Here is an 11842-nt window from a genome sequence, read left to right as displayed (position 1 = left end):
GGGCTCGACAGCGGCTACAGGGGTCAGGCGCGAGCCTCGACGTTGACCCAGTAACGGGTGAAGCGTCGCACCCGGACTGGCAGGCTGACCTGCAACAGGTCGAGGATCCGTTCGCCGTCATCCAGGGGGTAGCTGCCGGAAATCAGCAGGTCCGCCACTTGGGCATCGCAATGCAAGCGGCCCCGACGATAACGTCCCAGTTCGGCGAGGAAGTCCGCCAGGCGCATGTGGGCCGCCACCAGCATGCCCTCGCTCCAGGCGCCGCTGCCGGCCTCCAGGGCGCGGGGAGCGTCCCAGCCGTCGCGGCGAAAGTCCAGCTGCTGCCCGGCCGCTACCTGGGAAGGCGCGGCGCTGTAGGTCCCGGGCTCCACGCGGGCGGCGCCGGCATACACCGCCAGTTGGCTATGGCCGCTGAACTGGCGCAGGTTCAAGCGTGCGGCGCTGGTCTTCACCAGGCCCTCGGCGCTTTGCACCACCAGTGGCCGTGGGTCCTTGCCGGCGCTGAGCATGATTTCGCCTTCCAGCAGGCGGATCACCCGTTGCTGGCTGTCGAAGCGCACATCCACCGCGCTGCTGGTGTTGAGCTGCAACTGGCTGCCGTCGCTAAGCTGCAGCTTGCGCCGCTGGCCCCGGGCGCTGCTGTAGTCCGCCAGCAACGGCGGTAGCGGGTTGTGCTCGCGCAGGTTCCAGGCCGCCGCGGAACCGACGCCCAGGACCAGCAGCAGCTTGAGAGCCTGGCGCCGGCCGTTGGACCTCGGGGTATTCAAGGCGGCATGGGCCAGGGGCGAGGGCAAGCCGCGCAAACGCTGGTTGACCCGCAGGATATGGGCCCATGCCCGCTGATGTTCGCTGTGGGCGTCGTGCCACTGCTGCCAGGCCTGCTGCTGGCGCGGATCCAACGGGCCGTCCTGCATCTGGATCAACCAGTGCACCGCCTGCTCGGCGACCTGGTTGCTGAACTCAGCTTGGGCATTGAGGTGGGGATTCATCGGCGCTCTCAAAGGGCGAAGTAGCAGCGCATGGCCGCCTTGTTCAGGTGGCGCTTGACCGTGGCGATGGAAATACCCAGTTCGCGGCCGATCTCGGCGTAGCCCAGGCCATCCAGTTGGCACAGCAGGAACGCACGCTTGACCTGGGGTGGCAGGCCATCGAGCAGGCTGTCCAGCTCCTGCAGGGTCTGCAGGATGATCGCCCGTTCTTCTTCCGCAGGCGCGACCTGCTCGGGCAACTGCGCCAGGGCTTCCAGATAGGCGCGCTCCAGGTCCTGGCGCCGGTAGTGATTGCACAGCACGCGCTTGGCGATGGTGGCGAGGAAGGCCCGGGGTTCGACGAGGAGCGGGGTTTCCCGGGCGCCCAGCACCCGGATGAAAGTGTCCTGGGCCAGGTCGGCGGCGCTGTCGGGGCAGCCGAGGCGGCGCCGCAACCAGGTGTTCAACCAACTGTGATGGGCCAGGTAGAGACCTTCGACGGTAGCGGAATGGGACAAGCCGGACGCTCCTGCACTGACAAGACGCATAAGGTAACGAGAATTGTTCGCATTGTAGTGGGGCGATATGAGCCTCGGCAATTGGTGCGGATGGACGGGCAGGGCGATGACTCTCAGCGCTTTTTGCGTATGAGAATATTTATCATTAATATTGTCCGCCTTCTGTGCCCGGGCATGCGCGTCCGGGCTTTCTTTTGCTGCAAGGTCCGAACATGAAAAGCAAGGCCGGCGGAATTCCCGCTTCCTATCGCCTGGCGGTGGCATCGCGGGTTTGCGCCGCGGTCCTGGGCGGCTACCTGCTGGCGGCGCTGGCCTGCGCCTGCCTGAGCTTACTGCTGCCGTTGTCCAAGGTCGACGCGGTGCTCAGCGCGATGATGAGTTCGTTCCTGTTCTACCTGCTGGCGGTGATCTGGTGCTTCGCCTGCCGCAGCGCCTGGCATGCCTGGTTCGGCTTGCTCCTGCCTTGCCTGGTGCTGGCGTTGGTGGCTGGCAGCGCCTATTGGGCGGCCCTGCCATGAAAGAGGGTTTGCGCCAATCCATGGCCTGGTTGCACACCTGGAGCGGATTGCTGTTCGGCTGGCTACTGTTCGCCATCTTCCTCACCGGGACCCTGTCCTATTTCAAGCACGAGATCAGCCACTGGATGCAGCCCGAGATCCCGGCCCGGACCCTGGACGCCGAGGCCAGCCTGGGCCTGGCCCAGCGCTACCTGGAGCAGCATGGCCAGGGCGCGCAACGCTGGTTCATCGGCCTGCCCGACGCCCGCGAGCCGGCCCTGTCGGTGGCCTGGCAGGCACCGGGCAAACCCGGCGAGCGCGGCGCCTTCAGCGAGAAGCTGCTGGACCCGGCCACGGGCAGCGAGCTGCATGCGCGAGATACCCGGGGTGGCGAGTTCTTCTATCGCTTCCACTTCCAATTGCAGATGCCCTATCCATGGGGTCGCTGGCTATCGACCATGGCGGCCATGGTGATGCTGGTGGCGCTGGTCAGCGGGATCATCATCCACAAGAAAATCTTCAAGGACTTCTTCACCTTCCGCCCGCGCAAGGGCCAGCGCACCTGGCTCGACGGGCACAACGCATTGGGCGTGCTGGTGCTGCCGTTCCACCTGATGATCACCTACAGCAGCCTGGTGATCTTCATGTCCATGGTCATGCCGGCGGGCGTCTTGATCGCCTACAAGGGCGACAACAATGCCTTTTTCCAGGACCTGCAACCGGCAGCCCGCAATACCCCGGCTGCCGGTGAGCCAGCGCCGCTGGCGCCCTTGCAACCGATGCTCAGGCAAGCCTTGCAGCACTGGTCGGGTGGGCGTGCGCAGCGGGTGGTAGTGAACAATCCCGGGGATGCGAACGCTTCGGTGCAGGTCATGCGCCATGGGGCCGACCAGGTGGCTCGCAACTTCGGCAGCGCGCTGGCGTTCAACGGCGTCACCGGCCAGCCCTTGTCGGAAAGTCCCGGGCAGTCGCTGCCCAAGGCCATCGGCGGCAGCTTCTATGGGCTGCACATGGGGATGTTCGCCGGGCCGGTGCTGCGCTGGTTGTACTTCATCTGTGGCCTGGCCAGCACCGCGATGATCGGCACCGGGCTGGTGATCTGGCTCGGCAAGCGCCAACTCAAGCACGCCAAGAGCCCGGTCATGCCCTTCGAGCTGCGCCTGGTGGAGGTGCTGAACATCGCCAGCATGTCCGGGCTGGTGCTGGCGGTGGCGGCGTTCTTCTGGGCCAACCGCCTGCTGCCGGCCGGCTTCGCCGAGCGCGCCGGCTGGGAGGTCAACAGCTTCTTCAGTGCCTGGGGCCTGGGCCTGTTGCATGCGGCGTTGCGTCGTGGGCGCCGGGCCTGGATCGAGCAGTTGGCGCTGGCGGCCCTGTTGCTGGCCGGCATTGCGCTGCTCGATGCCTTGACCGCGCCGAACCTGGCCGATGGTTTCCTCAGTCGTGGGGACTGGACCCGGGCCGGCTTCGACCTGGCTTGCCTGGCCAGTGGCCTGTTCCTGGCCTGGGCCGCGTACAAGATGCAACGCGCCGCCCGGGCTCCTGTCGCCAACCCGTCCCGGGCCCGCTCTCGGGCCGCTGAAACCGAGGTGGATTGAATGCTCCTGGCCCTGTTGCTCTGTTATGCCGGCTTCACCGGTTTGTGCCTGTCCCTGGATCGGCACCACGGTGAGGTGCTGGGCAGCAAGCCCAGCGCCCGCCGTCGCCAGGGCCTGCGCCTGGGTGGCTGGCTGCTGCTGGGGCTGTCGCTGGTGGCCGCAGTGCAAGACACCGGCTGGAGCCTGGGGCTGGTGCAGTGGTGCGCGGTGTTGATGTGCAGCGCCTTGCTGCTGGTCTGGCTGCTGCCGTACCGCCCGCGCCTGGTGCTGTCCATGGCGGGCGCGAGCCTGTTGGCCAGTCCGCTGGCGGCCCTGGCCCAATTCTGAGTACCGCGCCTGCGATGAATATCCTGCCGCCGGAACCCACAGAGCTGGATCGCTCCGACCCGCAGGGCACTCGTGCGCATTTTCTCCAGGTGTTCCTGTCCCAGCGGGCGCAGATGGAGGCCCTGGTCAGTCGCCGGGTCGGTTGCCGGGCCACCGCCGCGGACCTGGTGCAAGAGTTGTTCCTGCGCTTCTGGCGCCGGCCCCTGGTCCAGGTCGAGGAACTGAGCACCTACCTGCTGCGCTGCGCCGGCAATATCGCCATCGACCACCTGCGTAGCGAAGGCGCGCGGGTCCGGGTCAGCGCCGGCTGGGTGCCGGAGCAGCAAGACCAGCACGCTCTCGAGCCCCAGGCCGTGCTGGAGGCCGGTAACGATCTGCGCCATGTGGAGGCGGCCTTGCGCGGCCTGCCCCAGCGTACCCGGCAGATCTTCCTGCTCAATCGCATCCATGGGCGCAAGTACGCCGAGATCGCCAAGGCGATGGACCTGTCCCAAAGCGCCGTGGAAAAACATATGATGCGCGCCCTCGAAGCCTGCAAGGCCAGCCTGCGGGAGCCCTCGACCACGCGTACGCCAAGGAATGCCCCGTGAACCAGCGCTCCACCGTCACCCCGACGCCTGCCCAGGAACAGGCCGCCCTGGCCTGGCTGAGCCTGCTCCACGACCAGCCCAGCAGCGGCGACCAGGCGACTTTCAGCCAATGGCTGCAAGCCGACCCGGCCCATGTCGAAGCCTATGCCCAGGTCCAGGTGCTATGGGAGTTGAGCGAGCAGCCGGCGCGGACCCTGGCCGCCGAAGAGGACCAGGCCCTGCAAGGCTTGCTGCGGCAGATGGATGGGGCCAGGGGTCGGGCCCGGCGCCGCTGGTCGGTGGGCCTGGCGCTGGCTGCCAGCTTGTTGCTGGCCGTGACCCTGGGCGCCGGGTGGCAGCCGGGGCGCTGGGTCGACGACCTGGGCGCCGACTATGTATCGGCCCCGGGCCAGGTGCGCACCGTGACCCTGGCCGATGCCAGCCAAGTGACCCTGGACGCCGACAGCGCCATCGCCGTGGACTTCAGCCATGGCCAGCGGCACGTCCAACTGCGCCGTGGCGCCGCGTTCTTCCAGGTCAGTCATACCGGCGAGTCTTTCGTGGTGAGCGCCGAGCAAGGCGAGGCCCGGGTCCTGGGCACCCAGTTCGAAGTGCGCCTGCAATCCCAGGGCGCCCAGGTCACGGTGCTGTCCGGACGGGTCGGGGTCACGCCGGCCGCGGGCGCGCCCCAGCAAGTGCTTGGCGCCGGCCAGCAAGTGGCCTATGGCCAGGGCCAGGCCGCGCCGTTGCATGGGACCGACAGCGAAGCGCAACTGGCCTGGCGCCAGGGTTGGCTGAACTACTACCACGCGCCATTAGCCGAGGTGGTCGCGGACCTGCGGCGTTATTTCCCGGGGCGCATCCTGTTGCTCGACTCGCAATTGGCCCAGCGCCGAGTCAGCGGCAGCTTCTCCAGCAAGGACCCGCAAGCGGTCCTCGACTCCCTGCAGGCAGTGTTGGGTTTTCGCCAGCACAAGATGTTCGGCAGGCTGCTCGTCCTGCGCTGAGAAGCCTGTCCCAGAGCTCCCGAACATTCATCGATATCACTTCGTTCTGTCACTAAACCGTTACACGAGGCGCGGATGATCTGCGCATTCCTGAGCACATGGTCAGGATCGGAGAGGGTTGTGATTCAGCTCTCGTAGGGGAGGGATGGCTGAAGCAGGAGCAAGTCGATGCGCAGCTGGGATGTAGCTAAAAAGAAAAAAGCCCATATCGAAATCATCCCGATGATCGATGTGATGATGTTTCTCTTGGTGTTCTTCGTACTCATCAGTCTCAACGTGATCCCGGCCGTGGGGATCAAGACGCAGTTGCCGGTCGCCAGTACCGCGCAACAGTTGAAACCGCAAAACAAGGCGGTCATCACCCTGGGCCTGCAGGAGCGCCTGCAACTCGATGGCCAGGACCTGGATGAAGGTGCCCTGCTGGCGCAACTCAAGGTGCTCAATACCGGCAGCGAGAAGCTGGTCATCATCATCAACAGCGACCAGGGCGTGGAGGTCAAGCGCCTGGTCGCGGTGATGGACCTGCTCAAGGGCAATGGTTTCTCGTCCGTCTCCATCGCCACGCGCAAGTCCTGACGCCATGTTCAGTCTCTATCGAACCCGCAAGCTGCTGGCATGCCTGCTGCCGGCCGGCCTTCTGTTGCTGGTGATCTACAGCAGCCAGTTGCAGCGATTGCAGATCACGCCGGTGTACGACGAAAGCACCGTGGAAGTGGCCCTGGTGGATGCCAGCGAACTATTGGCCGTGGCCGAGCCGCCACCGCCCGAGCCGGAGCCGTTGCCCCTCGAGCCCGAGCCGCCGGTGGTGGCGCCGGATGAAGAGCCCCTGGTGATCGAGCCGCCCAAGCCCAAGCCGGTGGTCAAGCCCAAGCCCGTGGTACCCAAGCCGCTGGTGGCCAAGCCCGAGCCAGCCAAGCCCGTGGCGCCTAAACCGGCCCCGGCACAAGTGGCCAAGAGCACCCCGGCGCCGCAGCCCATCGTGGCCGAGGCGCCAAGACCCCCGGTGGCGACACCGGCCCCAGCACCGGCCCCAGCGCCAGCCCCCGCGGCGCCGGCCAGTGCCATCAAGGAAAGCCTGTACACCGCCGCTTTGCGCAAGGAACTGGAAAAGCACAAGCAATACCCCAGCGGCCGCGAGGCCTCGTTGCAGCGTCCCCAGGGCGATGTGGTGATCTGGCTGGAAGTCGATCGGGCCGGCAACGTGCTCGACAGTGGCATCGAAAACAAGGCGCCGAACATGTTGCTCAACCGTGCCGCGCAAACCAGTTTGCGCCGCGTGGAAAAGGTCTCGCCGTTCCCGGCGGACGCCTTCTCGGGCAAGAACAAGCAACGGTTCACCGCGACCTTTAGCTACAACGTGGAATAACCCATCACCTATTAACGAAAGTTGTAAGCAAGGGATTGACCCGTGAAGATCAATAAACTTTATGCCCTGCTTCTGGCATCGGGCCTGGGCAGTTTTGCGCCATTGGTTCTGGCCGACGATACCGTGGACGTCGGTGCGGTGAACGTTGTCGGCAAACAGTCCCTGGGCAATGGCCACATGATCAAGGAAGAAAGCGCCAAGGCGCGTTCCACCGTGACCAAGGAAGCCATGGACCAGATGGCGCCCACCGCCAACGCCGTGGACAAGCTCAAGTACACCCCGGGGATCAACGTCTCCAGCACCGATGCCACGGGCCTGAGCGGCACCAGCTTCACCATGCGCGGGATGAACTCCGACCAGGTGGGCCTTTCTTCCGATGGTTTCCCGATCAACGATTCGGGTGACTACTCCATCTATCCGAACCTGATGGGCGATTCGGAAAACTTCAGCGAAGTGTTCGTCACCCAAGGCTCGTCCGAGGCCGACGGTCCGCACATCGGTTCCAGCGGCGGCAACATCGGCCTGGTGAGCATGCGCCCGACCAAGGATTTCGGCGTGTTCGTCAAGCAATCGGTGGGCTCGAACAACCTGCGCAAATCCTTCGCCCGGCTGAACACCGGCGACCTGGGCGGCTTCAAGACCTGGGTCTCGGCTTCTCATACCGAAGGCGACAAGTGGAAGGGCAAGGGCACCTTGCGTGCCGACAAGATCGAGTGGAACACCCTGTTCGAAGACGGCAACGGCAACTCCACCAACGCCATCTTCAAGTACAACAAGCAGGAGAACTACAACTACAACAGCGTCAGCAAGGCCCAGTTCCAAACCCAGGGCCGGCGCGTGGACTACTCGCAAAGCACCGTGTTCAAGAACGGCAGCGTGTCCCAGTCCTACAAGCTCAACCGCAACCCCTTCGAAAGCCTGACGGCTTCGGTGACCCAGCGCTTCCAGCTGCGCGACGACCTGAGCCTGACCTTCAACCCGTACTACGTCTGGTCCAATGGCGGCAGCTTCAGTGGCCAGACCGCCACTACCTTGTCCAGTTCTTCCAGCAGGGCTGGCAACTATGACCTGACGGGCCTGCCCACCGGCAGCTACTACCGGCCCTCCTGGACCGAGACCTGGCGCCCGGGGATGACCACCAAGCTCAAGTGGGACCTCAACGAAGAGCACAGCCTGGACTTCGGCTACTGGTACGAGCGCGCCCGCCAGCGCCAGACCCAGCCCTTCATCGGCATCAAGGCCAATGGCGCGCCGGAGAACGTCTGGGGTGACTACAACGGTTCCGACCAACTGGTGGACCGCAATGGCACCACGGTCCAGGGCCGGCACCAGTACACCGTGACCCCGGCGCAGAAGCTCTGGGTACAAGATACCTGGCAGGCGACTCCGGACCTGACCCTGACCGGGGCCCTGGCGTACCAGCATGTGGAGCGTGATGGCAACAACCTCGGCAGCCTGACCGACAAGGCGGAAAAACGGAACGTGCGTTATCACCAGTTCCTGCCCAGCTTCAACGCCAAGTACCAGGTCGACCCGAACAACCAGGCGTTCTACAACGTCACCCGCAACATGCGCACGCCACCCAACTACGTGCTCTACAACAAAGGCGACTCCATCAGCCTGAAACCCGAGCTGAGCTGGAACCAGGAGTTGGGCTGGCGCTACAGCGAAGAAAAGATGGCGTTGAGCGCGACCTTGTTCTACATCACCTTCAAGGACCGGCAGATCTCCACCACCGACGTCAATGGCGACTACGTGGTGGCCAACGTCGGCGAGGTGAAGAACCGCGGCCTGGAGCTGGAGTGGAGCGGCCTGTTGCCGCACAACTTCAACTACTACGCCTCGTACACCTACACCAAGTCCGAGCAGATGGACGACCTGACCAACAAGAACGTGCTGCTGCCGACCTCCGGCAAGCAACTGGTCAACGTACCGGAGAACATGTTCAACCTGAGCCTGGGCTACGACGATTCGCGCTACTACGGCAACGTCGTCGGCAAGTACGTAGGCGCCTTCTACGGCGACCTGACCAACGACGAGAAGATCTCCGGGCGCACCGTGTTCGACCTCAACGCCGGCATCCACCTGCCGGTGGACAAGAAGGTGTTGAAGTCCGCGACCCTGCGTTTCTCGATGCTCAACGTGTTCGACAAGGAATACCTGGCCTCGACCCGCACCGTGTCGTTCAACTCGGTGAAGACCAATGGCCTGGCGCCGAGCACCGCCTACTACAACGTCGGCGAGGAGCGGACCGCGATGGTCTCCCTGGAAGCCGCGTTCTGATTCGTTTCAGGTACAAGAGGACATGACGATGGACATGAATCTGCTGCACGACATCACCTTCTACACCATGTACGGCGCCGCCGCGATCGCCGCCTTCATCGCGGTGGAGCGGGGCATCTACTTCAGCTTCAGCCTGCGCCAGGCAAAGAAGCTGGAGACCGTGCTCAACCCGAAGATGCACAGCGTCGACGACCTGCCGGCGCAGCTGCGCGAGCGCAACAGCCTGCCCCTGGAAATGGTCGCCGAGCTGTTCGCCCACAAGCAGGGGCTGGCCAGCCACAAGGACCTGGAAGACCTCAGCGAGTCGATCTACATCGCCACCCGCAGCAAGCTGATGCATGGACTGTGGCTGCTGGAAACCGTGGTCACCGCGGCGCCGTTGCTGGGCTTGCTGGGGACCATCCTGGGGATCATCGACACCTTCAAGGCCCTGGCCGAGACCGGTGTCTCCGATCCGGGCGAGGTCTCCAAGGGCATCGGCACCGCGCTGTACGCCACGGCACTGGGGATCGCCATCGCCCTGGGCAGCATGATCTTCCACAACCACTTCCAGGATCGGGTCGAACGCATCACCGACCACCTGAAGATCCTGCTGCTGCGCGCCGGCATGGGCACGGCCCTGAAAACCCCGGTGGCGCAAGCGGTGCATGGCACCCTGCAATCTGCCTGATAAGCTACGCGCCGTAGCCGCTGCCCAAGGCCGCGGGCGATGACCGGGCGGGCGCTCCCAGAGCGTCCGCCAGGCTCGCCGCGCCGCCTGCGCCAGCGGCTTTTTCTTGCCGACAATACAAGGACTTTTCAATGTCGCGTCTTCGTCCCGTACCCCTGTTGCTGGGTGCGCTGACCCTGGCCCTGGCCACCCTGGCCGGTTGCAACTCGGTCTCCCACGAACCGCAACCGGTGGCGGTGAATATCGTCGCCATCAACGACCTGCACGGTAACCTGCAGGCTAACCCCTTCAGCTTCAAGGACCCAACCGCCCCCGGTGGCGTGCGCAAGCTCCAGGCCGGCGGCATCGCCACTCTCGGCGGCATGCTCGGCCAACTACGCCAGGAAGATCCGCAGCTGTTGTTCATCGGCGCCGGTGACCTGGTGGGTGGCAGCCCGCCGCTGTCGGCCATGTGGGCCGACGAGCCGACCCTGGACGCCCTGCGCCAGATGGGCCTGAAGCTCAGCGCCATCGGCAACCACGAACTGGACCAGGGCAAGGCCGAGTTCCTGCGCCAGGTCAACGGTGGCTGCCAATCGCCACGGCCGGACAAGGCCTGCCAGTTCCGCCCGGACTACGCAGGCAGCGGCTTTCCCTACCTGGCCGCCAACCTGATGGACAGCGACACCGGCAAGCCGTTGCTGCCGGCCTATCGCATCGAGGAGGTACGCGGGGTCAAGGTGGCCTTCGTCGGCGCGGTACTGCGCGACGTGGCGGCGATGGTCAGCGCCAAGGGCATGCGTGGCCTGCAAGTGGCGGATGAAGCCGATTCCATCAATAAACTGATTCCCGAGCTCAAGGCCCAGGGCGCCAACGCCATCATCGCCGTGGTGCACCAGGGCGGCGCGACCCCCGAGCCGTTCGACAAGCCCGACTGCTCGCAACTTGGCGGCGACATCATCGACGTGGCCAAGCGCCTCGACCCGGCGGTGGACGTGCTGGTCAGCGCCCATTCGCACCAGGGCTACCTGTGCAAGGTCGGTTCGCTGCTGGTGACCCAGGGCAACTCCTATGGTCACCTGCTGACCCACCTGACCCTGCAAGTGACCCCGGGCCAACACCGGGTCACGGACATCAAGGCAGTCAACCTGCTGGCCGACCCGGCGCGTTATCCACAGGACCCGGCCCTGGCCCGGTTGCAGCGCGACGTCGAGGCGCGCAGCAATGAGGTGCTGCTCAGCCCGGTGGCGGCGATTGGCGCCCCGTCCATCACCCGACGCGCCGATGGCGCCGGGGAAATGCCCCTGGGCGACCTGATCGCCGATGCCCAGCTGGCCGCCGGCCAGGCCAATGGCGCGAAGATCGCCTTCATGAACACCGGCGGCATTCGCAGCGACCTGGCCCTGGAGCCCGGGCAGGCCAAGCTCAACTACGGGCAACTGGCGACCTTGCAACCCTTCAACAACGCCCTGGTTGCCTTCGACCTCACCGGCCGGCAGTTGCAACAGGTGCTCAACCAGCAGTGGAAGGGCACGGACGATGCCAACATCCTCCAGGTCTCCCGGGGCTTCAGCTACCGCTGGGACGCCAAGCGCCCGGTGGGGGATCGCGTGGTGCCGGGCAGCTTGCGCCTGGATGGCCAGCCACTGCGTGCCGATGCCCGTTACCGGGTGGTGATGAACGCCTTCCTGGGCGAGGGGGGTGATCGCTTCAGCCTGTTCAAGGACGGCACCCAGCGCAGCGACCTGGGCATCAGCGACCTGGACGCCATGTTGCAGTACCTCAAGGACATGGAGCACCAGGGCAAGCCGGCCGGCTCCGCCACCAGCGCAGGGCGGATCCAGCGCAGCAACTGAGGTGTCCGGGCGGCCGCTGCGCAGCGGCCGCCGATCGGGCGCCGAAGGTCCTGCGGACCTTGTCGCAGCTTCGCAGGCTCAGCAGCGGCTACAGGTGCGTGCGTTCGCTCGCTTCGTGTAGCCGCTGCCGCAGGCTGCGCCCGGTCGCGCAGCGGCCGTAGATCCGGCTTGCCAGCTCCGCTCGTCGACTCACTCCAACGCGGCTGA

At 65.4% G+C, this 11842-nt stretch carries 12 protein-coding genes; 10 read left to right on the top strand and 2 right to left on the bottom strand.

Annotated elements, in window-relative coordinates:
• Positions 1 to 23: 23 nt before the first annotated feature.
• Both AC3WK8_RS14955 and AC3WK8_RS14950 read right to left on the bottom strand, forming a co-directional pair.
• Positions 24 to 989: a FecR domain-containing protein gene (locus tag AC3WK8_RS14955; protein WP_103324989.1), complete on the bottom strand. Its 966-nt coding sequence runs from the start codon at positions 987 to 989 to the stop codon at positions 24 to 26.
• An 8-nt stretch (positions 990 to 997) separates the two neighbouring features.
• Complete coding sequence (locus tag AC3WK8_RS14950; RefSeq protein ID WP_085596270.1) at positions 998 to 1486, bottom strand: sigma-70 family RNA polymerase sigma factor; 489 nt, start codon at positions 1484 to 1486, stop codon at positions 998 to 1000.
• 212 nt (positions 1487 to 1698) lie between these two features.
• Here AC3WK8_RS14950 and AC3WK8_RS14945 point away from each other — a divergent pair, with 212 nt between their 5' ends.
• The 10 genes from AC3WK8_RS14945 (at position 1699) to AC3WK8_RS14900 (ending at position 11635) form a co-directional block, all read left to right on the top strand.
• Positions 1699 to 2004, top strand: a complete 306-nt coding sequence (locus tag AC3WK8_RS14945; protein ID WP_085596269.1) for a DUF3649 domain-containing protein — start codon at positions 1699 to 1701, stop codon at positions 2002 to 2004.
• Entirely contained in the window at positions 2001 to 3578 is a 1578-nt protein-coding gene (locus AC3WK8_RS14940; protein WP_103325047.1) for a PepSY-associated TM helix domain-containing protein, read from the top strand. The genes AC3WK8_RS14945 and AC3WK8_RS14940 overlap by 4 nt, the downstream gene beginning before the upstream one ends.
• On the top strand, positions 3579 to 3905 hold the full coding sequence (locus AC3WK8_RS14935) for a DUF3325 domain-containing protein (protein ID WP_022642391.1): 327 nt from the start codon (positions 3579 to 3581) through the stop codon (positions 3903 to 3905).
• Positions 3906 to 3919: 14 nt separating this feature from the next.
• The gene (locus AC3WK8_RS14930; RefSeq protein ID WP_022642392.1) at positions 3920 to 4495 is read left to right on the top strand and encodes an RNA polymerase sigma factor; all 576 of its coding nucleotides are present in this window, start codon (positions 3920 to 3922) and stop codon (positions 4493 to 4495) included.
• Positions 4492 to 5481: a FecR family protein gene (locus AC3WK8_RS14925; RefSeq protein ID WP_085596268.1), complete on the top strand. Its 990-nt coding sequence runs from the start codon at positions 4492 to 4494 to the stop codon at positions 5479 to 5481. The genes AC3WK8_RS14930 and AC3WK8_RS14925 overlap by 4 nt, the downstream gene beginning before the upstream one ends.
• A gap of 168 nt (positions 5482 to 5649) precedes the next feature.
• Entirely contained in the window at positions 5650 to 6057 is a 408-nt protein-coding gene (locus AC3WK8_RS14920; RefSeq protein WP_022642394.1) for an ExbD/TolR family protein, read from the top strand.
• 4 nt (positions 6058 to 6061) lie between these two features.
• Entirely contained in the window at positions 6062 to 6847 is a 786-nt protein-coding gene (locus AC3WK8_RS14915; protein ID WP_103324988.1) for an energy transducer TonB family protein, read from the top strand.
• Between the two features lie 42 nt (positions 6848 to 6889).
• Positions 6890 to 9130: a TonB-dependent receptor family protein gene (locus AC3WK8_RS14910; protein WP_103324987.1), complete on the top strand. Its 2241-nt coding sequence runs from the start codon at positions 6890 to 6892 to the stop codon at positions 9128 to 9130.
• Between the two features lie 28 nt (positions 9131 to 9158).
• Positions 9159 to 9800 carry a MotA/TolQ/ExbB proton channel family protein gene (locus AC3WK8_RS14905; RefSeq protein WP_103324986.1) on the top strand — a complete coding sequence of 214 codons (642 nt, stop codon included), beginning with the start codon at positions 9159 to 9161 and terminating at the stop codon, positions 9798 to 9800.
• Positions 9801 to 9931: 131 nt separating this feature from the next.
• Positions 9932 to 11635, top strand: a complete 1704-nt coding sequence (locus AC3WK8_RS14900; RefSeq protein ID WP_103324985.1) for a bifunctional metallophosphatase/5'-nucleotidase — start codon at positions 9932 to 9934, stop codon at positions 11633 to 11635.
• Positions 11636 to 11842: the final 207 nt, after the last annotated feature.

This window comes from Pseudomonas sp. FW507-12TSA (genome assembly GCF_058781435.1).
The sequence above is the reverse complement of the archived record's forward strand: the minus strand, read 5'-3'. Positions and strand labels throughout refer to the sequence as shown.